The organism is Cryobacterium frigoriphilum (assembly GCF_004403305.1).
GTDB classification, from domain to species: Bacteria; Actinomycetota; Actinomycetes; order Actinomycetales; family Microbacteriaceae; genus Cryobacterium; species Cryobacterium frigoriphilum.
In genome coordinates this window covers 188,870-211,940 of sequence record NZ_SOHE01000013.1, presented here as the reverse complement: position 1 = coordinate 211,940, position 23,071 = coordinate 188,870, and the positions used below count along the sequence as shown (strand labels likewise).

Genomic DNA, 23,071 nt, shown 5'->3' with positions numbered 1-23,071 from the left:
GCGTAACCGGGGGGCAGTAGTGTGTTTCCTATGCGCAGGATCGCCGTTGTCCCCGGATCGTTCGACCCCGTCACGCTCGGACATCTGGACGTGATCGACCGTGCCGCCGGCCTGTTCGATGAACTCCACGTTCTTGTCGTGCACAACCCGGGCAAGACCGCCCTGCTGCCCATCAGCCAGCGGGTGTCGCTGCTGCAACAGGCGATCGTCGAGGCCGGCCTGCCGCGCAACATCACCGTGTCGTCGTGGAGCATGGGCCTGCTCGTGGACTACTGCATGGACGTCGGGGCGAGTGTGCTCGTGAAGGGCATCCGCTCGCAGGTGGACGTGGCCTACGAAACGCCGATGGCCATCGTGAACCGCAACCTCGCTGCCGTCGAGACGATCTTTCTGCTGCCGAATCCGGCCAACGCCCACGTGTCGAGTTCGCTCGTGCGCCAGGTCGCGGCCCTCGGCGGAGATGTCTCACCGTATGTGCCCGCCGTCGTCAATCGCTTCCTGGAGCGAGCGAAGGCATGACCACCGCCCGCCTCGGCCTCGCCGCCGACGAACCCTCGATCGTGCAGACCGTCTCGCTGCCTGCCGTCGCCGAGGCGGGCCGCAACATCATCCGCAACGTCGAGACCGTCATCGACGGAAAACACGATGCCGTGCTGATCGCGCTCACCGTGCTGCTGGCCGGCGGCCACCTGCTCATCGAAGATGTGCCGGGGGTCGGCAAGACGATGCTCGCGAAGGCGCTCGCACGTTCGGTGGACTGCACCGTCGGGCGCATTCAGTTCACGCCCGACCTGTTGCCCTCCGACGTGACCGGGGTATCGGTCTTCAATCAGGCCCAGAACCGGTTCGAGTTCAAGCCGGGGCCGGTCTTCGCCAACATCGTGATCGGCGACGAGATCAACCGGGCGAGCCCCAAAACCCAGTCCGCGCTGCTCGAGTGCATGGAGGAACGCCAGATCACCGTCGACGGCGCGACCTACCCGCTCGATCTGCCCTTCACCGTCGTCGCCACCCAGAACCCGATCGAGATGGAGGGCACCTACGCCCTGCCGGAGGCCCAGCGTGACCGCTTCATGGCGCGCATCTCGATGGGCTACCCCGACGCCGGTTCCGAGCTCGCGATGCTCGATTCCCGCGACGACACCAGCCCGCTGTCCCGTATCGAACCGGTCGTCTCCGGCGCCGAGCTGCGGGCCATGATGGCCGCCGCCCGCGGTGTCTTCGCGTCCGGCGCGGTCAAGGAATACGCCGTCAACCTCGTGCGCGCGACCCGCGACGACCGGGAGTTGCGGCTCGGGGCGAGCCCGCGTGCGACGCTGCAGCTCATTCGAGCCGCGAAGGCGCAGGCGGCCCTGCACGGCCGTGAGTACGTGCTGCCCGATGACATCGACAGCCTCGCCGTGGCCGTTCTCGGCCATCGGCTGGTGCCCACGAGCCGCGCCCTGGGCCACCACCATCAGGACAGCACCCCGCTCATTGAGGAGATCGTACGGCGCATCGTCGCGGCGACCCCGGTTCCGGTCGGGGCGCAAGGCCGACCGTGACGAACCGCACGCGCCCGGTCTGGCTGCCGTGGCTGACCCTGCGCGGCGGTATGTTTCTGCTCGCCGGGTCGACGCTCGCGGTTCTCGGCGTGGTGCTGGGCCGCCGTGACCTGCTGTTCGTGGCCGCACTGCTCTTGGTGCTGCCAATGGTCGCCCTCGTCTTCGTGTCGGTGCGCCCGGTGCGCGTCGAGGTGCGGCGGGCGGTATTTCCCTCGGTCGTTGCCGCCGGCGAGAGCGCCCTGGTCTCGCTGCGGGTGCGCAACCTGTCGCCGCGGCCGGTGTTCGGTGCCCGCTGGCGCGATACGGTGTCCGGCGCCATCCGCCCGCCGGAGCGTCGTGACCTGCCGACGCTCGATCGTCGTGGCTCCGGCGCCGACGGCGGCCCCGACTCCGCCAGGGTCGACTATCCGGTGCTGCCGCCGACCCGGGGGCTGTATTCGAGCGGACCGTTGCAGCTGGGCCGCCGGGATCCTTTTGGCCTCGCCTTTCACGAACGACCGGTCGGTGACCCGCACGATTTTGTCGTCACGCCGCGCGTGACGACGCTTCCCGGCTCCGGGCTCGCCGTGGTGAGCGGGGACGGTGCCAGTCGAGAGGCCCTGCGCAACATCAGCCCCAACGCAGACGAGCTCATTGCCCGCGAGTACCGCCCCGGCGACCCCCTGCGGCGAGTGAACTGGCGCGCCACCGCCCGGCACGGCGAACTCATGGTGCGCCAGGAGGAACAGCGCAGCAACCCCGAGGCGCGACTCGTACTCGATACCACACCGCTCGATGCCCGGCCCGGTGCCCGGCTCCGCGGCATCCGCTCATTTGAACTCGCGATCGAGATCGCGGCCTCCGTCGGCGTGCACCTCATCGGTGCCGGATTTCGCATGCAGCTCGTCGAGACCGGGCCAAGCCAGATCGCTCCCGGCGCCGAGCGTGAACGCGGCGGGCTGCGCGGCGACGCACCGGTCTACTTCGACGTGGGTGGCGAGCGACCCCTGCTCGAGGCCCTCGCGACCGTGCAGCCCATTGCCGCGGTGCACGGCGACGACCCTCCCTGGCGATCGATGGGAACCGGCCAGAGCCCGACCATCGCGATTCTCGTCGAAACGGATGCTCGGGGTCTGGCCGACCTGCGAGCCCTGCGCGAGCGGTCCCATCCGGCGATCGCATTCGTGCTCGAAACGATGAGTTCGGGCAGCGTGGCGACCCTGCGTGAGGCCGGCTGGCGCTGCATCCTCGTCAACGCGGCCGCCGATATCCCCGAAGCCTGGGACTCGGCCCTGCGCGGCGGCTCCGGCCGGGATGGAGATCGCGATGCCTGACCCCAGCGTGCCTCATGAACCCAGCCTGTCTCACGCCGGCCGGACTGAACCGCGGCGCCGGACTGAAGCGCGCAGCGCCGAGTGGCCGCTCATGCTCGTGCTGCTCGTTCTGCTGCTCACCGGCTTCAGCGGACTCGCACCGGTGCTGCGTGGATCGGCGTGGTGGTGGGTGATCGCACTGATGGCCGTCGTGACCCTCGCGGCGCTCGCCGGGCTGCGCAGAATCGGGGTGCCGCGGGTGCTCGTGCCGTTCGCCGGCCTCGGGGTGCTCGTCATGCTGCTCACCCTCCTGTTCGGGGCCGGTACCGGGCTGCTCTGGCTGATTCCGACCCCCGCCACCATCGGCGTGCTGACCACGCTCGCCGAACAGGGCGCGAGCTCCATCAGCGAACAGACGACACCGGCCGTGTTGACCGAGGGCATCACGCTGCTGCTCGCGGCCGGTGCCGGGGTACTGGCGTGGCTCGTTCACCTCATCGCCGTCACCCTGCGCGTGCCGGCGGTTGCCGGGCTCGCCGTGCTGATTCCGGTGCTGATCCCCGGGCTCGTGCTGTCGGAGGGTGTCGGAACGCTTCCGCTGTTGCTCGTCGCCGCGGCGTATCTGTGGCTGCTGCGGATCGACGTGCGGCTGGGGCACGGGCGCGAGGAGCGCGCGAGTATGAGGCTCCGCGCCGTGGCATCCCAATCGCACGCATCCCAATCGCACGCGTCCGGATCGTGGGTGTCGGGGCCGTGGGGCGGCCCCGGCTCCGGTGGCGGCTCGCTGCTGCTGGGCGGCGTGACCCTGGTCGGAGCCCTCACGCTGAGCCTTGTGGTGCCCACCGTCGCCACGAGCGGCGCGGGCGGCGGGGCCGGATCGCTGTTCGGCGCGGGGGTGAGCCCGATGGTCGACCTCGGGCAGGACCTGCGGCGCCCCGAGGCCGGCCCGGCCCTGCACTATGTCACGACGGCCGAGAACCGCCCCTACCTGACGCTCCTGACCCTCGATACCTTCGAGGGAACCACGTGGACGTCCGATGACGACGTGATCGACCAGACGAACACGGTCGACGCGATCGACCGGCCGGCCGGACTCGGCGATGATGTCGAGACCGTGGAGTTCAGTTCGTCGATCGTCATCGATGGCGTGCGGTCGCCCCTGCTGCCGCTGCCGATGCCGGCCACCCGGGTGAACGGCCTGACCGGCAACTGGTATTGGAACAGCGAGACACTCACGGTGAAGGGCCAGAACGCGAGCACGCAGGGCCAGACCTACACGGTCTCGGGCTTCGAGGTCGTGCCAACGGCAGACCAGCTGCGCACGTCGAGCCGGGAGTACCCCGCGGATGCCGTCGCAAACCTGGAGCTGCCCGAGGAACGCCCGGCCATCATCGACGAGACCGCCCGCACGGTGACGGCCGACAGCGCATCCGTTTACGACTCGGCGGTGGCCCTGCAGGACTATCTGAACGGAGCGGACTTTCGCTACGACACCGAAGCGCCCGTTGAGGAGGGCTACGACGGTGGCGGCCTCGAGGTCGTCGGTACCTTCCTCGAGGCCAAGAGCGGATACTGCGTGCACTTCTCCTCGGCCATGGCCGTCATGGCGCGGGCACTCGGCATTCCGGCACGCATCTCGATCGGCTATCTGCCCGGTACGCGCAACTTCAGCCAGGGCATCGAGACCTTCGAGGTCGACTCGCACGACCTGCACGCCTGGCCAGAGCTGTACTTCGTGGGCGTCGGCTGGGTGCCGTTCGAGCCGACCCCCGGTCGCGGCAGTGTGCCCGACTATGCGCAGGTCGGTGTCACTCCGGCGCCGTCACGCACGCCGGGGGCGACGGATGCGGCGCAGACCCCGCGGCCAGAGGGGGTTGTTCCCACGGATGCCGGAACGGACCCCGGTCAGGCTGCTGCCGGCGATGAGGTGCTCACCGCGATTGTGTTCTGGCCCGGAACTATGCTGCTCGTGGTCTCGATGCTGTTGCTCGTGCCCGGTCTGCTGCGTGGCTGGCGGCGCCGCGGTCGGCTGCGCCGCATCCGTTCCGGGGCCGGTGCCAATATCGACGGGGTCAACGTCGGCCGGGGCACCGGACAGGGCCAACGCGGGGGAGCGGCGGAGGCCTGGGCGGAACTGACCGACACCGCGCTCGACCTCGGGGTGCGAGTGAGTCGCACCGACACGCCCCGCGAGGTGGCCGCCCGGCTGGAGGCCCGGCTGGACGCATCCGCTGACCGGGACGCGCTGAACCGGGACGCGCTGAACCGGGTGCTCGGCGACCTCGAACGGCTGCGCTTCGCCCAGCCGGGGGCCGCTCCGCTGCGGGGGGCCGGCGCGCTCGCCGACGACGTCGACCGGGTCGTGCGGGCGCTCTTCGCCGCGTCGGACCGTGCCGTCAGACTCCGGGCCGCGCTCGCGCCCGTGTCGCTGCTCGGTGCTCACTCCGGTGCTCACTCCGGTGCGCGCGCGAGCGAACGGTTCGCGGATGCGCGCGGGCAGGGTTCGACGAACGCGTAGACTAGGGCTGGTGACCAAGTTCAAGAAAACGCCGTACACGATTGATGTTCGTGACCTCATCAATCGTCCAGGCACAATGCACGAACGGGAACTCGACATCGTCGTTCCCGAAGACCTCGGTGCCGGCCTCGTGTCGGTCAAAGCGGGCTCAACGCTCGAGACCGACCTGCGCCTGGAAGCCATGCACGAGGGCATTCTGGCGACCTTCAGCATCACCGGAACCGCCGAGGGTATCTGCGGCCGATGCCTGAAAGACATCGCGCTGCCGGTTCGAGTTCATTTCTCGGAACTTTTCGGCTACTCTCAAGACGAAGCTTTTGAGTTTGAGATTTCGGACGACCATGTCGACGCGGAATCCTTGATTCGGGACGCGGTAGTCTTGTCACTACCGTTCCAGCCGGTTTGCCGGCGGGATTGCCCGGGTCTTGACAGTGAGACCGGGCAGCCCCTGGAAGACTCACCGCAACTCGATCCCACCCCGCCGACCGATCCACGGTGGTCAGCGCTTGCGGGATTCCAAGCCTCCACCACCATCAACACGGATGAGATCATCCATGCTGACTCGAACAGCGTTGATTTAGACTCACACAGCGTTACTTTAGACAGAGAAGAGAAGTAGTCATGGCAGTACCGAAGCGCAAGATGTCGCGTTCCAACACCCACTCCCGTCGCGCGCAGTGGAAGGCCACCCCTCCCACCCTCGTGAAGACGATGGAAAACGGCAAGGTTGTCTACAGCCTTCCGCACCGTGCCAAGGTTGTCACCGACTCCGCCGGCACCGCCCTCTTCATGGAATACAAGGGCCGTAAAGTCGCTGACATCTAAATCTGTCACCACACGATGACGAACTCTGATCCCGAGCGGTCGCCTCTTCTGGCGACCCTCGGTGTGCAGATCGAGCCGACCCTGCTGGAGCTGGCCCTCACTCATCGTTCGTTTGCGTACGAAAATGGCGGCATCCCCACCAACGAACGCCTGGAGTTTCTCGGCGATTCGATTCTGGGACAGGCCGTCGCGGTCATGCTGTATCGCAGCAACCCGCTGGTCGACGAGGGCGTTCTGTCCAAGCGTCGTGCCAGTCTGGTGTCAAGCGCCGCCTTGGCCGACATCGCTCGTGGAATCGACCTCGGACAGTACCTGCGGCTCGGCCGCGGGGAACTGCTCACGGGCGGCCGCGACAATTCGTCGATCCTCGCCGACACCGTCGAGGCACTCATCGGCGCCGTCTACCTCGATTCCGGCGGCGACGCGGCCACCGCGCTCGTGCTGCGCCTCATCGCGCCGCTGTTGGCCGACCCGAATCGTTTCGGCGGTTCCCTGGATTTTAAAACCTCGCTGCAGGAGCTCGCCGCCCGCCGGGGCACCGGCGCTCCCGCGTACACGGTCACCGAAACCGGGCCCGATCACGCCAAGGTCTTCATCGCCGCCGTCGCCGTCGGCGCCGACCTCGTCGCGCGCGGCGAGGGCACGAGCAAGAAATTCGCCGAAATGGCCGCCGCGCGCTCTGCGGTCGAGCAGCTCACCGCCCGCCGCTCCCGCTGAGCAGCCCGCGCGTGACAGCTGAGCTTGCCGATGTCTGAGCCTGTCGATGCCTGAGCCTGTCGATGCCTGAGCTTGTCGATGCCTGAGCTGCCCGAGGTCGAGGTCGTGCGTGCCGGGCTCGATCCGGCGCTCACCGGGGCATCCGTCACCGCCGTCGAGGTTTTCGAACCGCGCTCGCTGCGCCGTCACGACTCGACGGCCGGGCCCTTTGTCGATCTGCTCGAGGGGCAGCGGATGCTCGCGGTCGTGCGCCGCGGAAAGTTCCTCTGGGTGCCCCTCGCCTCGGGGCGCGCCCTCGTCGCCCACCTCGGCATGAGTGGTCAGGTGCTGCTGCGCGCGCCGGGAGCCGTCGACGACCGAATGCTGCGCATCCGCCTGCGCGTTGAACACCCGGTGCTCGGCGAGCTGTGGGTGCATTTCGTCGACCAGCGCATCTTCGGCAGCATGGCCATCGACACGATGACCCCGACAGCGGATGGCCGCTCCGGCGGCTTCTCGGGGCTGGAACCGATGGCAGCCGGTGATCGCCGTGAAACCGGTTGGCAACGCCGCCTGCCGTCCCAGGTGGCCCACATCGCGCGGGACCCGCTCGACCCTGCCTTCTCAGCGCCGGACTTCTATCGGGTGCTCGCCCGCAAGAAGGCAGGTATCAAGCGGGTGCTGCTCGACCAGACCGTGATCAGCGGTATCGGCAATATCTACGCCGACGAGGCGCTGTACGCCGCGCGGCTGCACTATGAGCAGCCCGCATCGTCGCTGACCTTGCCGCGGGCCCGAGCCCTGCTCGCGGCGGTGCGTACGATTCTGCAGCGCGCCCTCGTCGAGGGCGGCACCAGTTTTGACGCCCAGTACGTGAACGTCAACGGTGAGTCCGGCTACTTTTCGCACAGCCTCAGCGTCTACGGGCAGCAGGGCACCCCGTGCGCGCGCTGCGGCACAACGATCGTGCGGGAACAGTTCATGAACCGCGGCTCCCACCTGTGTCCGAGGTGCCAGCGGGTGCGAGGGAGCTAGGGCGTCACGAACTCCCACCATTCGCGAAGGCTGGGTCTCGAGGTTCGCTCGCAGACCTGCCCTAGTCCCGATCAGAGCTCGTCTCCTGATCCGCGCCGGTGCGCCCCTCCGGCAGGGCGTCCGTGCGTGATCGACGCCAGGCGCCCTCGTAACCGATCGGTACGAAGCCGAGGGCCTCATTCACGGCGAGCATGTGCCGGTTCTCCTCGGCATTGAACGTGATGATCGAGGGATGTCCCGGATGCTCCCGCTGCAGGTAGTGCAGGTTTGCCGCCTTCAGCAGCATGCCGAGCCGGTGGCCGCGATGCTCGCGCAGCACGAGGGTGTCCTCCTGGCTGACCGGTCGATCGCGTTCGGCCGGCACCGAGAGCTGGCTGAACCCCACCAGATGACCGCTCGGGATATACCGCACCGCGGCGGTCAGCAGTATGCGAGGGGAACCGGCGAACGAGCGCTCCTCGTCGACGAGTCGTTCGGCGGTCCACACATCTTCGGGCTCCTGCAGGCCGGCGGTGGGGGCATCCGTGCTCATGCGCGTGTACAGCACGGCCACGTCTTCGCGCCAGCCGGGCGGCGTGTTGTCCCGCCAGCAGTGAACGATGTAGTCCGTGCCCGCGAATCCGGCCGCCTGTTCGGCGAAACTGGCCAACAGGTCGGGACCGATCGGCAAGGCAAGCCGGCTGCCCCGCTCGACCTGCTCCAGACGGTAGCCGCGCTGAAGCAGAAACTGCACCTCGGCATTGTCGCGAGGAACGGCCCCGAACCCGGTCGGCGAGGGCATGGCCGGGCCCGGCGCGGGACGCGAGGCGGCATACACGATCAGAGTGCGGCATCCGTCGGCGGCGGCGAGGGCCTCGATGCGGTCGGTGAGGGCCGAGGCGATGCCTCGGCGGCGCCATCCGGGCAGTACCTGCACGGAGAGCCAGGCCACGTTGGCCGCTCCATCGGGATCGCTGGCGGGAAGCCGTTCCACTGTGGCACGTGCCACGATGGTGCCGCCGACGCGGGCGACGAGAACTCGTTTGGGTTCGTAGCGCTGGTTCTGCCAGACCGGCAGCAGCTCTTCCGGGGTGAAGGCCAGCTCGTCGCTCGCGTACGCCTCGGTATCGACCGTGTTACGGACAGCGACCATCGCGACGAAGTCGTTCCAGCCGGCGGCCCCGGAGGCCTCCGGAATTGTTAGTTCGTCTATGGTGAATTCGATCTCAGCCATGAGAAGCAGGATAGCCCCATTGGGGTGCTGCGGACGAGGGTGCTGCGGACGAGGGTGCTGCGGACGAGGGTGCCGCTGCTTGCGCATGCACGGGCCCTGCGCGTGCGTCACGGCCGCAAACCGGCGCAGGAGTCGCTCTTTTCGCCCGCCACACGGCGCGTGAAGCGCGGGCTCCGGGCTGTGTCGGTGGTGCAGGGTAGCGTTGAATCAGCCCCGCACGAGTGCGGTGACGCGTAACCGAACGACCAGCCGAACGACCAGCCGAATGAACAACCGAATGAGCAACCGACCGAAGGGGTGCGCGTGTATTTGAAGAGCCTCACCCTCAAGGGGTTCAAGTCTTTCGCCCAGCCCACGACCTTTGCCTTTGAACCCGGGGTCACCTGTGTCGTCGGCCCCAACGGTTCCGGCAAGTCGAACGTCGTCGACGCACTCGCCTGGGTGATGGGGGAGCAGGGCGTGAAGACGCTGCGCGGCGGCAAGATGGACGACGTCATCTTCGCCGGTACCTCGACCCGCGGTCCGCTCGGTCGGGCCGCGGTCACCCTGACGATTGACAACAGCGACGGCGCCCTGCCGATCGACTACTCAGAGGTCACCATTTCGCGCACCCTGTTTCGCACCGGTGCGAGCGAGTATGCCATCAATGGCCGCAACTGCCGGCTCCTCGACGTGCAGGAGCTGCTGAGCGACTCCGGCCTCGGCCGCGAGATGCACGTCATCGTGGGCCAGGGCCAGCTCGACGCGGTGCTGCGCGCGAGTCCCGAAGAGCGGCGTGGCTTCATTGAGGAAGCCGCCGGCATCCTCAAACACCGCCGCCGCAAAGAGAAGACCCTGCGCAAGCTCGACGCGATGCAGGCGAACCTGACTCGGCTCAGCGACCTCGCCGGGGAGATTCGCCGCCAGCTCACGCCCCTGGGCCGCCAGGCCGAGGTCGCCCGCGAGGCCCAGACCATCGCCGCGACCGTGCGCGACGCCCGCGCCCGACTCTTGGCTGACGACGTCGTCACGCTGCGGGCCGTGCTCGACGCACACGGTCGTACCGAGCGGGAACGCCACTCTGAACGCCTTGTTCTGCAGGAACAGCTCGCGCATCGGCAAGCCAGGGTGCTGCGACTCGAAGAAGAGCAGGTCGGTGACGTCGTCGACCAGGCGCGGCGCACGAGCTTCGCGCTCGAGGCCGTTCAGGAACGGCTGCGGGGCCTGTTGAGCCTCGCCACCGAACGGCTGGCGCTGCTCGGCTCCGCCGAGCAGCCGACGCCGGTGTCGCCGGGCGTGACGGCGGCCATGGTGCAGCAGGCCGAAGATGAGGTTGAGCGGCTGCTGTCGGCAATCGTTCTGGCCGACACCGACCACGAGTCGCGACGGGCGCAGACCGTCGCCGTGCGCGCCCGGGTCGATGTGGCCAACGAGCAGATCGCCGTGCAGGCCGCGCTGGTCTCCCGCTACGACCTCAACAAGTCCGAGTTGACCGGGCGGTCGGCGACGAGCGCGACGCGCCTCGCGGCCGTGCGTGGCGAGGTGGTGCGGCAGCAGAGCGCCCTCGACGCGGCGTTCGTCCGTCGAGCCTCCGCGCAACAGCTCGTCGATTCCGTGGAGGCGGCCGGAGCGCGCCTCGACAACGAGCAGCGGGCATCCGCCGACGAGGCCACGCCGGCGCCGAGCGCCGCCGCCCTCGATCGAGGCCGTGCCGAGATTCGCCGCACCGAGGGCGAGATTGAACGTCTGCGGGAGGCCCTGCACGGTCACGAACGAGAGCGCGACGCGCAGGCCGCCCGCGGGGGCGCGCTCGCGCTCGCCCTCGACCAGCGTGACGGATCGTCGGCACTGATCGGTGCCGGGCTTGCGGGCATTCGGGGGCTCGTCGCCGAGCACGTGCGCGTGCAGCCGGGCTACGAAACCGCCATCGCGGCCGCGCTCGGTTCACTCGCGAACGCGGTTCTCGCCGACACCCACGAGCACGCCGTCGCTGCCCTCGAGCAGGCAACCGCGAGTGACTCCGGTCGGGTGGAGCTCATCGTCGCCGACTCCTCGGTCGTCGAGCCGGTGACGGATGCCGATTTTGGCCTCGTGTGGGCCCGCAGCGTGATCGAGGCTCCCGCCGGGGTACTCGGAGTGCTGGGTGGCTGTGTCATTGCCGAGACCCTGGCCACGGCGCGGGCCGCGTATGCGGTCGCGAGTGGGTTTCACGGGCTGACCGTCGTGACTCGGGCCGGAGAGGTGCTCACCGACCATGCGCTGCGCGGCGGGTCGGGTGCGACCCCCAGCAAGGTCGAACTCATCGCCGAACGCGACACGGCCGCCGAACGTCTCGGCGTCGCGACGACACTCGTCGACCGGGTGCGCGGCGAACTCGCGGAGTTGCGCGCGGGTCTCCAGACGCAGAAGGGCCAGGTGGAGCGTGCCCGCACCGCACTGCGCGCCCTCGAGGCGGCACGCACGGCTCACGCCGACAAGCGCAGCCGCGCCAGGCTGCAGCTCGACGCCGCTGACGCCGACTACGAGCGGCTCGCGGCCGCCCATGAACCGGCCGTTCGCGCCGTGGCCGACGCCGAAGCCACAGCGGTCGCGGCCGAACAGGCCCTGCAGGCAGCCCTCGCCGTACCGCGTCCGGTGCTCGATGTGGCCGCCCGCGACGCCGTGGTCCTCGAGCTCGAGGCCTGTCGAGAACACGAGGTCGAAGCTCGATTGCGCGTCGACACCGCCCACGAGCGGGTCTCCGCGGCTCGCGCACAGACCGTGTCGCTCACGGCCCGGCTCGAAGACGAACGTACCGCGGCCCTCGAGGCCGCTCGCCGCGCCGTCATCAGGCGCCAGCAAGCGGATGCCGCCTCCAGCGTCGCGCAGGCGCTCCCGCTCGTTCTCGCCTCGGTGGATGCTGCCGTCTCCGCCGCACGACTGCGCGTCAGCACCGCCGAAGCTGACCGTAGCGCCCAGAACGATGAGCTGCGCTCCCTGCGCCGGGAGGAGTCGGCGCTGCGCGACCGGGTGCAGGCCGTCACCGAGACCGTGCACGGCCTCGAACTGCAGATCTACGAGAAGAAGCTGCACCTGTCCGGCCTGTTGGAACGTGCCCTCAGCGAGCTGGGCCTGACCGAGACGGTGCTCACCGCCGAGTATGGGCCCGAGGTGCTGATTCCCGAGGTTATGATTCCCGAGGCGCTGGCGACTGCGGTGCCGGATACTGCGGTGCCGGCTACTGCGGTGCCGGCTACTGCGGTGCCGGCTACTGCGGTGCCGGACGCATCCCCTCTTGCGCAGACGCGCTCGGCATCGGGCACGCGCTATGTGCGCGAGGAGCAACTCGCCCGTCTCGGTCTCGCTGAGCGCAAGCTCGGCCGACTTGGCCGCGTGAACCCCCTCGCCCTCGAGGAATTCGCCGCGCTCGAACAGCGGCACCGCTTTCTCACCGAGCAGCTCACCGACCTCACGCAGACCCGCGCCGACCTGCTCACAATCATCGACGAGATCGACGACAAGATGCAGGTCATCTTCCGGGCGGCATTTGATGACACCCAGGCCGCGTTCGCCGAGGTGTTCCCGGTGCTCTTCCCGGGCGGGGTTGGCAGCATCTGGCTGACCGATCCGAGTGATCTGCTCGCCACCGGCATCGAGGTCTCGGTGAAACCGGCCGGCAAGAAGATCGAACGGCTCTCGCTGCTCTCCGGCGGTGAGCGGTCACTCGCGGCCGTGGCGCTGCTGATCGCGATCTTCAAGGCCCGGCCGAGCCCGTTCTACATCATGGACGAGGTTGAAGCCGCCCTCGACGACGCCAACCTCGGCCGCCTGCTCACGATCTTCGAAGACCTCCGCGAAACCAGCCAGCTGATCGTGATTACCCACCAGAAGCGCACCATGGAAATAGCGGATGCCCTCTACGGCGTCTCGATGCGCCAAGACGGGGTCAGCGCCGTCGTCGGGCAGCGTGTTGAGCGGGAGTCCGTGCGCGAGTCCGTCGCCTCCTGACCCGCCCGCCCCGCCGCGCGGACACCGGCGGTCGTCGAGCCTCGTCGAGACACTCGGAGAGTGGCGCACCTACCGCGCAGTGGCGCTCCTACCGCGCAGTGGCGCCTGAGCGATGAGTGCTCTTCGTTGTCTCAGAGCTTCGCGGTACCTGCGCCGCTGCGCTGTGGGCACGCCTACCGCGCAGCGGCGCAACTACCGCGCAACGCCGTGCCGCGCTCGCGTCCCGCGGCGCAACTACCGCGCAGCGGCGCAACTACCGCGCAGCGGCGCAACTACCGCGCAGCGGCGCACTTACCGCGCAGCGCTCGGGGCGGTTACTCGGCGGGCGCAGCCTGGGGCGGCAGCACGGAGATGACCGGGTGGTCCTTGGCGATCACGCCGATCTTGGCCGCGCCGCCCGGCGAGCCGATGTCGTCGAAGAACTCGACGTTGGCCTTGTAGTAGTCGGCCCACTGCTCGGGCAGGTCGTCTTCGTAGTAGATGGCCTCGACCGGGCAGACCGGTTCGCAGGCGCCGCAGTCGACGCACTCGTCGGGGTGAATGTACAGCGAGCGTTCGCCCTCGTAGATGCAGTCAACGGGGCACTCATCGATGCAGGCCCGGTCCTTGACATCCACACAGGGCAGCGCGATCACGTACGTCATAGCGGCAGCAACGATTCGGAGCGAGCGATCTCGACCTGTTCATCGCGGGACACCACCTTGACTCGTTCCCGCGGTGTGCCCGCCGTGTCGGCCGCGGCCCCCGCCCCGAGCGCACGTTCGTGGGCGTCGAGGGTGATCCAGCCGGCCCAGTCGGTGTAGCGGATGCCGCGCTCGTCGAGCAGGGACAGAATCGCGTCGCCATCGGGCGCGATGTTCCACGCCTGCAGCTCCGGCAGGTCGGCGACGAGCCGGGTCACGGTCTCGAGGGCATCACCCTTGGTGTGTCCGATCAGTCCGACCGGGCCGCGCTTGATCCAGCCGGTGGCGTACAGACCCGGCACGGGCAGGCCCGCGTCGTCGACCACCCGGCCGCCGTCGTTCGGAATCACGCCGCGCGCCTCGTCGAACGGCACGTCGAGCAGGGCGCTGCCGCGGTAGCCGACCGCACGATACACGGCCTGGACCGGGTAGTCGAGAATCTCGCCGGTGCCGCGCACGCCGCCGTCTCCGGTGTGCTCGGTGCGCTCAAAACGGATGCCCTCCACTCGGCCGTCGCCGTAGACCTCGACCGGCGCGTGCAGAAAGTGCAGGTGCAGGCGACGCGAGGCGCCGCTCGGAACCCGGGTCAGCCATCCGTTCAGGGTGCGGGACATGATCTTGACCTGGTTGTTCGAGGCGACAAGCTGTGCCACGTGCTCATCGGGCACGAAGTCGTCGGCGTACACGACGAGGTCGACGTCGGGAATATCGGCCAGCTCCCGCAGCTCGATCGGCGTGAACTTCACCTGTGACGGTCCGCGACGGCCGAAGATGTGCACGTCGGTGACCGGGGATCCGGCGAGTCCGGCGTAAACGTTGGCCGGGATGTCGGTCGAGAGCAGGTCGTCGGGGTGCTTGGCGAGCACTCGCGCCACGTCGAGGGCCACGTTTCCGTTGCCGATCACGGCGATGTCGGTCGCGTCGAGCGGCCAGCTGCGGGGTACGTCGGGGTGCCCGTCGTACCACGAGACGAAGTCGGCCGCGCCGAATGATCCGGGCAGGTCGATGCCGGGAATCGCGAGCGGCGCATCGCTCAGCGCGCCGGTGGCGAAGATCACGGCGTGATAGTTGGCCCTGAGATCGGCGAGGTCCAGGTCGGCGCCGTAGCGCACGTTGCCGAGGAACCGCAGGTTACCGCCGGCGAGCATCTCGTGCAGCGAGTTGACGATGCCCTTGATACGGGGGTGGTCTGGGGCGACTCCGTAGCGAATGAGTCCGTACGGGGTCGGCAGCGCGTCGAACACGTCGATGGCGACCTCGTGGCCGGCCTCCCGCACCAGGCGGGTGAGGATATTGCCGGCGTAGATGCCGGCCGGCCCGGCGCCGATGATGGCGACGCGCAGGGACGAAGTGGTGGGGAGTGCGGCGGTCACGGAAGGCCTTTCGACAACAACGAATAAACAACAACGAATAAACAACAACGAATACACAACAACGAATGAAACGGATGCGCCCGGTCGGCGCGAAAAGGTCAGCGCAGGCCGGCGGCCATGAGCCCGCGGCGCCGCAACAGACGACGCTCGATCGGCGCGAAGATCACGAGCTCCACGAGAATGCCGACGAAGAGGATCACGAGGATCGTGGCGAGCACTCCGGACAGATCGGCGAGCTCGCGGCTCTGCTGCAACATTGAGCCGAGGCCGAATCCGATGGTACCCCCCATTGCGATGATCTCGGCGGCCATCAGCGAACGCCACGCGAACGCCCAGCCCTGTTTCAGGCCAGAGAAGTAGCCGGGAAGGGCGGCCGGCAGCACGACGAGGGTCGCCATCTGCAGTCGGGAGGCGCCGAGCACGGTGCCCACTCGGCGCAGCTGCGGCGGAATCTGGTCGACGCCCGAGACGAGCCCGTTGGCGATCGAGGGTACCGCGCCCATCAGCACGACGAAGTACACGGTGGCGTCGGTGAGGCCGAACCAGATGATGGCGGCCGGCACCCAGGCCACCGACGGCAGCACCTGCAGGCCCGACAGCAGCGGCCCGAGGGCGCGCCGCACCGGGCGGCACTCGGCCAGCAACAGGCCGATCGGCGTGCCGATGGCGACGGCGATGAGAAACCCGGCGCCGCCGCGTTCGAGGCTCGTCAGCACGGCGATCTGCAGGCGGTCGCTCGACCAGGCGCTCACGAGGGCACCGAACACGTCGATCGGGCCGGGAATCAGGTCGGGGCGCGGTCGAGCGATCACGATGTAGGCCTGCCAGGCCACTATCAGCCCGATGAGCAGCAGGATCGGCGGCACGACGCCATCGAGGGTGCGGCGCACGGCGCCGCGCGGCGTTTCGGGCACGGCTTGCAACGAGTCGAGTCCGGCCTCCAGGCGGCGGAGCTCGTCGTGGCCCGGAGCCTCGGCGGCGGCATCAGCGGCTGCGGAATCGGTGACGGCGGCATCAGCGGCTGCGAAATCGGCGGCTGCGGAATCGGCGGCGGCGGGAGCCGTCAGGGTTCGGGTCGTCGTTTCAGGCGGCATTGCGGCGGATCTCCTGTCGCAGCTGATCGGTGATTTCGTCGCCCAGACGGGCGACCTCGGGGGATTCGATGCGGCGCGACCCGGTATCGGTGATCGTCCACTCGTTGACGACCCGGCCGGGCCGGGACGACATCAGCAGGATGCGCTGGCCCAGCCGGGCGGCCTCACGCACGTTATGGGTGACGAAGACGATCGTGCGGCCGGTCTGCTTCCAGACCCGTTCGAGTTCTTCGTGCAATAGGTCACGGGTGATGGCGTCGAGGGCGGCGAACGGTTCGTCCATGAGCAGCACCTTGCGGTCCTGTGCGAGTGACCGGGCGAGGGCGACGCGTTGACGCATGCCGCCGGAGAGCTCGTGCGGGCGCTTGTCGGCGGCATCCGCCAGGTTCACGAGATCAAGCAGCTCGAGGGCGGCGGGGCGCCGGGCCGCGCGCGGCATGCCGCGCAGTTTGAGGGCGAGCTCCACATTGCGGCCGGCGGTCAGCCACGGAAACAGGGCGGCATCCTGAAACATGACGGCCGCCTTGCCGCTCGCCACGGTCACGGTGCCCTCGGTCGGTTTCTCGAGGCCCGCGATGATGTTCAGCAGGGTCGACTTGCCGCATCCGCTCGCCCCGAGCAGGCAGACGAACTGGCCGGCTTCGATGTTGAGGTTGATGTCGTCGAGCACGAGCGGTCCCGTGCCGTAGCGCTTGCCGAGCGCGGCGATACTGATCGCGGTCGGCTCGGTCGGCTCGGTCGGGGCAACGGCGACGGATGCTGGGGGCGCTGTCAGCAGTGACGTGCGCGCCGGGTCAGTGGTCACGGCGACACCTCGGAGCCCGCGCCCGAGCCGTCGCCGGCGCCGGTCAGCGGCCCCGGCACGGTCACAATGCCGGCGGCGAGGGTCGAGCCGTCCTGCGGGTGGATCACGAGGAACGCGCCCGAGCGACGGTTGTCGGCGTAGCGCTCGATGGGCAGGTCGCGCGACAAGCGGATGCTGGCCTGCCCGATATCGTTCACGGCGAGTGTCGTGGCGGGCTGCACCGCGAGGGTGGTCAGGTCGAGGCGGCCGGTCACCTCGGCGACGAGGGCCTGCACGACGGTGGTGCCGAACTTCACCAGCACCCGGGCGCCGGCGGCCAGCGGCCGGGGGTCGAGCCAGAACAGCTCGGCGTCGAGCGAGCGGGTGACGCCGGGCAGGGTGCCGGCCGCGGCGATGACCGCGCCGCGGGCGATGTCGAGCTCGTCGGCGAGGCGCAGCGCGACCGACTGCGGGGCGAAGGCCTCGTCGAGTTCCACGCCGGCGAAGTCGATGCCGGTGACGACGCTCGTGCCGCCGCCGGGCTGAACGGTGACGGCGTCGCCGACGCGGATGCTGCCGCTCGCGACCTGTCCGGCGTAGGCACGGTAGTCGCGGAACGAGTCGGCCAGTTCGGGGTCGACCACCACGGCGCCCTGCGGGCGCAGCACGAGCTGCACGGGCAGGCGGAAGTCCTCGGTGGCGCGGCCGTTCTCGTCGAGATCGTCGATCACCGTGAGGGCCTCGAGCAGTTCGAGCAGGCTCGGCCCGTCGTACCAGGGGGTGAGCGGGGAGCGGTCGACGACGTTGTCGCCGACCAGCGCCGACACCGGGATCACATGCAGTGAACCACGGCCGTCGGAGCCGCGGCCGTCCGCGCCGATGCCGAGTTCGGCAGCAACCTGCCGCACGCTCGCCTCAACCTCGCGGTAGGCAAGCTCGTCGTACTGCAGCAGATCGATCTTGTTCACCGCGACGATCACGTGCGGCACCCGCAGCAGGGCGACCACGCTCAGGTGCCGGCGGGTCTGTTCGAGCACACCCTTGCGGGCGTCGATCAGCATGATCACGGCATCCGCCGTCGTCGCGCCGGTGACCATGTTGCGGGTGTACTGCACGTGCCCGGGGCAGTCCGCGAGGATGAACGAGCGTGCCGCGGTCGCGAAGTAGCGGTAGGCGACGTCGATCGTGATGCCCTGTTCGCGTTCGGCGCGCAGGCCGTCGGTCAGCAGGGCGAAGTCGATTCCGCCGGCGGCACCGCCGAAGCCGCGCTCGCTCGAGGTGCGGGTGACGGCTTCGAGCTGGTCGGCAAGGATCGCCTTCGAGTCGTGCAGCAGGCGGCCCACGAGGGTGGACTTGCCGTCGTCGACCGAACCGGCCGTCGCGAAGCGAAAGAGAGTGCCCCGCGGAACCTCAGAAATCAGAGGCGCCTCGGTGGTGGGGAAGGGTGCGGGGGTGTCGGTTACCAAGGTCATGCGCTTACTCCGTTCCAAGTCCGGCGGCCGAGATGGGCGCGCCTCCCGCTTCGGCGAGCACGCCGTTGAGCAGGGTCAGGTCAAACAGGCCGTTGAGGTCGCCGTCTTTGGCGGTGCCGGCCGCCACGGCTTCCCGATGAGAGAGGGGAAAGGTGCCGGCCAGGGGGTCATTCGTGAACCTCAGGCCACCGAGGGCGCGATCGATGACCGCGTCAGAGAGTGGTTTTCCGGTGTCGGCGGTGAGCTTCGCGTTGATCACGTCGGCCGCCTCCTCGGGGTGCTCCGTGAGCCAGGCGACGGATGCCGTGTGCCCCGCCAGCAACGCCCGCACCGTCTCAGGGTGGTCACGGTTGAAGTCCGCGCCGACGAGCAGCACGGTGGTGGGAAAGTCGCCGTTGTCCCACAGGGAGGCCTCGTCGACGAGCACCGTGGCATCCGCCTCGAGAACGAGGCGGGATACCCACGGTTCGGGCAGCCAGGCGCCGTCGATCTGCCCGCTCTGAAACAGCGTGAGGGCACGGGCGTTGTCGGTCGGCGCGACGGTGACGTCGCCGCCACCGGTCGTGCTGGTGGCAAAACCTTCTCCCTCGAGCCAGGAGCGCAGTGCCACGTCTTGGGTGTTGCCGAGCTGCGGACTCGCGATGATGGTTCCGGCAAGGTCGGCGGGGGAGTCGATGCCTGCGCGCACGACGAGGGCGGCGCCGCCGACGGTCGCACCGGCGACGATGACCGCGCTCTGGCCGGCGCTCTGCACGAAGGTGTTCACGGCCGGGCTGGGCCCCACATAGGCGGCGTCGATCGCGCCGGCACTGAGGGCTTCGATTGCGGCCGGACCGGCACCGAAGGCCTGAGCGTTGAGCGTCGTGTCGCCGAGGGCGTCCTGCAGAAAACCGTTTCCAATACCGACCAGGGCCGGGGCGTGGGTGAGGTTGTCGAAGTAGCCCAGGCGCAGCTCGGTGGGCTCGCCAGAGGCCGTGGTGCCCGCGGTGGCCGCGCCGGAGCATCCGCTCAGCAGCAGACTGGCGGCGAGCACCGTGGCAACGACCCCCAGGGTCGAACCGCGCATCAGAAATAGCCTTCCTTCTTGCGGTCCTCCATGGCAGCCTCGGAGATGCGGTCGTCGGCGCGGGTCGCGCCGCGCTCGGTGATGGTGGACACACCCACCTCGCGCACGACGTCGGCGACGGATGCCGCATCGGAGTCGACCGCGCCGGTGCAGCTCATGTCGCCTACCGTCCGGTAGCGCACAGTGCGCAGCTCGACGGTCTCGTCTTCCCGAGCGGGGCTGACCGGGCTGACGGCGCGCCACATGTTGTCGCGGCGGTAGACCTCACGCTCGTGGGCGTAGTAGAGCGGGGGCAGCTCGATGTTTTCGCGCTCGATGTAGCGCCACACGTTGAGTTCGGTCCAGTTGCTGATCGGGAACGCACGCACGTGCTGGCCGACGGTGTGGCGGCCGTTGTAGAGGTTCCACAGCTCGGGGCGCTGATTGCGCGGATCCCACTGGCCGAATTCGTCTCGCAGCGAGAGGATGCGCTCCTTGGCGCGGGCCTTGTCCTCGTCGCGGCGGGCGCCTCCGAACACGGCGTCGTGCCGGCCGGCCGCGATCGCGTCGAGCAGCGGCAGGGTCTGCAGCGGATTGCGGGTGCCGTCGGCGCGCTCGGTGAGCCGGCCGTCGGCAAGATAGTCCTCGACCCGGGCGACGGTGAGGCGAACCCCGTGGCGGGCGACGGTCTCGTCTCGAAACTCGAGCACCTCGGGAAAGTTGTGCCCGGTGTCGACGTGCAGCAGCGAGAACGGAATCTTTCCCGGCCAGAACGCCTTCGCCGCGAGGTGCAGAACGACGACGGAGTCCTTGCCGCCGCTGAACAGCAGCACGGGTCGTTCGAATTCGGCCACGACCTCGCGGATGATGTGGATCGCCTCGCTCTCGAGCACGTCGAGTTCGCTGAGTCGGTGGTCGCCCGCGGCGGATGGCACGGGCGTGGGGATCGTGTCCGTGACAGTAGTCGTGACTGTACTTTCAATCGTGTTCACAGGTGCAGCCCGCATTCCGTTTTCTCGAGGGTGGCCCAGCGGCCGGATCGTGGGTCGTCGCCGGCGGCAACGCGTTTGGTGCAGGGGGCACAGCCGATCGAGGGGTACCCCTGATCGAGCAGCGGGTTCAGCACGACCTCGTTCGCGGCGGCGTAGGCGAGAATCTCGTCGTACGACCAGGCGGCCACCGGGTTGACCTTGACGAGGCCGTTGCGGTCGTCCCACACCACGAGGGGCGTGTTCGCGCGGGTCGGAGCTTCGTCGCGGCGCACCCCGGTGAACCAGAGTTCGTAATTCTTCAGGGACCGCTGCAGGGGTTCGACCTTGCGCATCGCGCAGCAGGCGTTCGCGTCGCGGCCGAACAGCTCGGCGCCGTACTCGGCGTCCTGCTCGGGCACGGTGAGGGCCGGCAGCACGTCGACGATCGTCGCGTCGAGGGAAGCGGCGACCGCATCGCGGGTCTCGTAGGTCTCGGCGAAGTGATAGCCGGTGTCGAGAAAGAGCACGTCAACACCCGGCAGTTGCTCGGCCACGAGGTGGGGCAACACCGCGTCGGCCATCGAGCAGGCGACGGCGGCGGCATCCGGCCGGAAATTCTCGGCGACCCAGGCCACGACCTGTTCGGCGCTCGCCTCACCAAGCAGGGCCGAGCCGCGGGCGGCGAGGGCCTGCAGCTCGGCGGCGGTGCGTTTGGCCGGGCGCAACGGTACGGTGACGGGCACGGCCGGGCCGGTACGCACGATGCGGGTCGGGGATGCTGAGGTCATTGCAGTGCCTCCTCGGGGGCGCGGTGCGCCCAGACGGCGAATGTCTCTTCGTTCTCACGGTCGGCGAGAAAGCGACGCACGATGCGTTCGACGTAGTCGGCGAGGTCGTCGGCGGTGACCTTGAGGCCACGTACCGTGCGGCCCAGGCCGGCCTCCTCGCGGTCGACGGATGCAAGGCCGCCGCCCAGGTGCACCTGGAACCCGGGCGTCGACCCGCCGTTGCCATCCGGCAGCAGCTGGCCTTTGAGGCCGATGTCGGCCGTCTGGATGCGTGCGCAGGAGTTGGGGCAGCCGTTCACGTGCAGGCTGATCGGGTGTGGGGCCTCGATGCCGGCGAGGCGCTTTTCGAGCTCGAGCACGGCATCCGTCGCCGCCTGCTTGGTCTCGACGATCGCGAGCTTGCAGAATTCGATGCCGGTGCACGCGATCGTGGATCGGCGGAACAGGCTCGGCCGGGCGGCGAGGCCGAGCTCGTCGAGGGCCGTGATGAGGGGTTCGACGTGCTCTTCGGCGATGTCGAGCAGCACGATCTTCTGGTGTGGGGTGGTGCGGAGGCGCGTCGAGCCGTGGGCTTCGAGCAGGTCGCAGAGGGCGATCAGCTGGGTTCCGGAGGTGCGCCCGACGAAGGGAGTGACGCCGATGTAGAAGCGGCCGTCCTTCTGCTTGTGCACGCCCACGTGGTCGCCCTGCGTCTTGGGGCGGGGTGCTGCGGGGCCATCCGGCAGGGTGAAGCCAAGGTATTCGTCTTCGAGAATGCGGCGAAACTTCTCGGGTCCCCACTCCGCGAGCAGAAACTTGAGGCGTGCCTTGCCGCGCAGGCGACGGTAGCCGTAGTCGCGAAAGATGCCGGCGACTCCGCGCCAGACCACTGAGACCTGCTCGGGCGCGACGAAGGCACCGAGGCGTTCGGCGAAGCGGGGGGTGGTGCTGAGGGCGCCGCCGACCCACAGGTCGTAGCCGATGCCCAGTTCGGGGTGGTCGACGGCGACGAGGCCGATGTCGTTGATCTCGTGCACGACGTCCTGGCTCGGGTGGCCGGTGATCGCGGTCTTGAACTTGCGCGGCAGGTTGGCGAACTCGTCGGTGCCGAGAAATTTGCGAGCGATCTCGGCGATCGCCTCGGTCGGGTCGATGAGCTCGTCGGCGGCGATGCCGGCGACGGGGGAGCCGAGGAAGACCCGGGGCACGTCACCGCAGGCCTGCGTGGTTTCGAGCCCGACGGCTTCGAGGCGACGCCAGATTTCGGGCATGTCCTCGATCTGGATCCAGTGCAGCTGCACGTTCTGGCGGTCGGTGATGTCGGCGGTGTCCCGGCCGAAGTCGCGCGAGATCTCGCCGATGACGCGGGTCTGGTCGGTGCTGAGCTGACCGCCGTCGATGCGCACCCGCAGCATGAAGAAGCGGTCCTCGAGCTCGTGCGGCTCGAGTGTGGCGGTCTTACCCCCGTCGATTCCGGGCTTGCGCTGCGTGTAGAGGCCCCACCAGCGGAACCGGCCGTGCAGGTCGGTGCCGTCGATGGAGTCAAACCCGTTCTTGGAGTAGATCTCCTCGATGCGCCCGCGCACGGCGAGACCGTTGTCCTCTTGTTTCCAGACCTCGTTGCCGTTGAGCGGTTCCGGTCCGTCGATCTTCCACTGCCCGTTCGGGCGGCCGGAGGGCCGCGGCGGGCGGACGGCCGGCAACTGTGCGGCGGCCTGGGTCTGATTCGACGACACGATCTACTCCTCGGGTTGGGATGGGGATTCGGGTGGGGACCAGGGCTGGATTCACCG

The 23,071-nt window shown here is 69.0% G+C and carries 19 protein-coding genes; 9 read left to right on the top strand and 10 right to left on the bottom strand.

Translation table 11 applies throughout. From position 1 onward, the window contains the following. The first annotated feature begins 30 nt into the window (after nt 1–30). From coaD to mutM, 8 genes are all read left to right on the top strand, one after another. Complete coding sequence (gene coaD / locus E3T55_RS02355; protein WP_134517953.1) at nt 31–519, top strand: pantetheine-phosphate adenylyltransferase; 489 nt, start codon at nt 31–33, stop codon at nt 517–519. Next, nucleotides 516–1,544 carry an AAA family ATPase gene (locus tag E3T55_RS02350; RefSeq protein WP_134517952.1) on the top strand — a complete coding sequence of 343 codons (1,029 nt, stop codon included), beginning with the start codon at nt 516–518 and terminating at the stop codon, nt 1,542–1,544. The genes coaD and E3T55_RS02350 overlap by 4 nt, the downstream gene beginning before the upstream one ends. Beyond that, nucleotides 1,541–2,857, top strand: a complete 1,317-nt coding sequence (locus tag E3T55_RS02345; RefSeq protein WP_134517951.1) for a DUF58 domain-containing protein — start codon at nt 1,541–1,543, stop codon at nt 2,855–2,857. Before E3T55_RS02350 ends, E3T55_RS02345 begins: the two co-directional genes overlap by 4 nt. After that, nucleotides 2,850–5,354, top strand: a complete 2,505-nt coding sequence (locus E3T55_RS02340) for a transglutaminase TgpA family protein (RefSeq protein ID WP_166791647.1) — start codon at nt 2,850–2,852, stop codon at nt 5,352–5,354. The genes E3T55_RS02345 and E3T55_RS02340 overlap by 8 nt, the downstream gene beginning before the upstream one ends. Before the next feature lie 10 nt (nt 5,355–5,364). After that, nucleotides 5,365–5,973: a YceD family protein gene (locus tag E3T55_RS02335; RefSeq protein WP_241992794.1), complete on the top strand. Its 609-nt coding sequence runs from the start codon at nt 5,365–5,367 to the stop codon at nt 5,971–5,973. Nucleotides 5,974–5,975: 2 nt separating this feature from the next. Next, nucleotides 5,976–6,179, top strand: coding sequence for a 50S ribosomal protein L32 (gene rpmF / locus E3T55_RS02330; RefSeq protein WP_119976699.1), 204 nt, complete (start codon nt 5,976–5,978; stop codon nt 6,177–6,179). Nucleotides 6,180–6,194: 15 nt separating this feature from the next. Next, nucleotides 6,195–6,896 (top strand): ribonuclease III, encoded by a 702-nt coding sequence (gene rnc / locus E3T55_RS02325; RefSeq protein ID WP_134517948.1) that lies wholly within the window; start codon nt 6,195–6,197, stop codon nt 6,894–6,896. Nucleotides 6,897–6,974: 78 nt separating this feature from the next. Continuing rightward, complete coding sequence (gene mutM, locus E3T55_RS02320) at nt 6,975–7,910, top strand: bifunctional DNA-formamidopyrimidine glycosylase/DNA-(apurinic or apyrimidinic site) lyase (protein ID WP_134517947.1); 936 nt, start codon at nt 6,975–6,977, stop codon at nt 7,908–7,910. A gap of 61 nt (nt 7,911–7,971) precedes the next feature. On the opposite strand, the gene E3T55_RS02315 is transcribed toward mutM, so the two are convergent. After that, on the bottom strand, nt 7,972–9,123 hold the full coding sequence (locus tag E3T55_RS02315) for a GNAT family N-acetyltransferase (RefSeq protein ID WP_166791646.1): 1,152 nt from the start codon (nt 9,121–9,123) through the stop codon (nt 7,972–7,974). Between the two features lie 303 nt (nt 9,124–9,426). On the opposite strand from E3T55_RS02315, the gene smc reads away from it, so the two are divergent. After that, nucleotides 9,427–13,089, top strand: a complete 3,663-nt coding sequence (gene smc / locus E3T55_RS02310; RefSeq protein WP_134517945.1) for a chromosome segregation protein SMC — start codon at nt 9,427–9,429, stop codon at nt 13,087–13,089. A gap of 314 nt (nt 13,090–13,403) precedes the next feature. On the opposite strand, the gene fdxA is transcribed toward smc, so the two are convergent. From fdxA to E3T55_RS02265, 9 genes are all read right to left on the bottom strand, one after another. After that, a complete protein-coding gene (fdxA, locus tag E3T55_RS02305) occupies nt 13,404–13,733 on the bottom strand; it encodes a ferredoxin (RefSeq protein WP_134517944.1) in 330 nt (109 codons plus the stop codon). Further along, on the bottom strand, nt 13,730–15,145 hold the full coding sequence (locus E3T55_RS02300; RefSeq protein ID WP_134517943.1) for an FAD-dependent oxidoreductase: 1,416 nt from the start codon (nt 15,143–15,145) through the stop codon (nt 13,730–13,732). The genes fdxA and E3T55_RS02300 overlap by 4 nt, the downstream gene beginning before the upstream one ends. Nucleotides 15,146–15,243: 98 nt before the next feature. Beyond that, complete coding sequence (locus E3T55_RS02295) at nt 15,244–16,239, bottom strand: ABC transporter permease (RefSeq protein ID WP_134517942.1); 996 nt, start codon at nt 16,237–16,239, stop codon at nt 15,244–15,246. After that, nucleotides 16,229–16,954, bottom strand: coding sequence for an ABC transporter ATP-binding protein (locus tag E3T55_RS02290; RefSeq protein ID WP_241992806.1), 726 nt, complete (start codon nt 16,952–16,954; stop codon nt 16,229–16,231). The genes E3T55_RS02295 and E3T55_RS02290 overlap by 11 nt, the downstream gene beginning before the upstream one ends. Before the next feature lie 86 nt (nt 16,955–17,040). Beyond that, complete coding sequence (locus tag E3T55_RS02285) at nt 17,041–18,495, bottom strand: sulfate adenylyltransferase subunit 1 (protein WP_134517941.1); 1,455 nt, start codon at nt 18,493–18,495, stop codon at nt 17,041–17,043. A 4-nt stretch (nt 18,496–18,499) separates the two neighbouring features. Then, nucleotides 18,500–19,561 (bottom strand): ABC transporter substrate-binding protein, encoded by a 1,062-nt coding sequence (locus E3T55_RS02280; RefSeq protein WP_134517940.1) that lies wholly within the window; start codon nt 19,559–19,561, stop codon nt 18,500–18,502. After that, nucleotides 19,561–20,547: a sulfate adenylyltransferase subunit CysD gene (gene cysD / locus E3T55_RS02275; protein ID WP_134517939.1), complete on the bottom strand. Its 987-nt coding sequence runs from the start codon at nt 20,545–20,547 to the stop codon at nt 19,561–19,563. Before cysD ends, E3T55_RS02280 begins: the two co-directional genes overlap by 1 nt. Continuing rightward, complete coding sequence (locus tag E3T55_RS02270; protein WP_134517938.1) at nt 20,529–21,299, bottom strand: phosphoadenylyl-sulfate reductase; 771 nt, start codon at nt 21,297–21,299, stop codon at nt 20,529–20,531. Before E3T55_RS02270 ends, cysD begins: the two co-directional genes overlap by 19 nt. Continuing rightward, nucleotides 21,296–23,014: a nitrite/sulfite reductase gene (locus tag E3T55_RS02265; RefSeq protein WP_277613480.1), complete on the bottom strand. Its 1,719-nt coding sequence runs from the start codon at nt 23,012–23,014 to the stop codon at nt 21,296–21,298. The genes E3T55_RS02270 and E3T55_RS02265 overlap by 4 nt, the downstream gene beginning before the upstream one ends. Between the last annotated feature and the right edge of the window lie 57 nt (nt 23,015–23,071).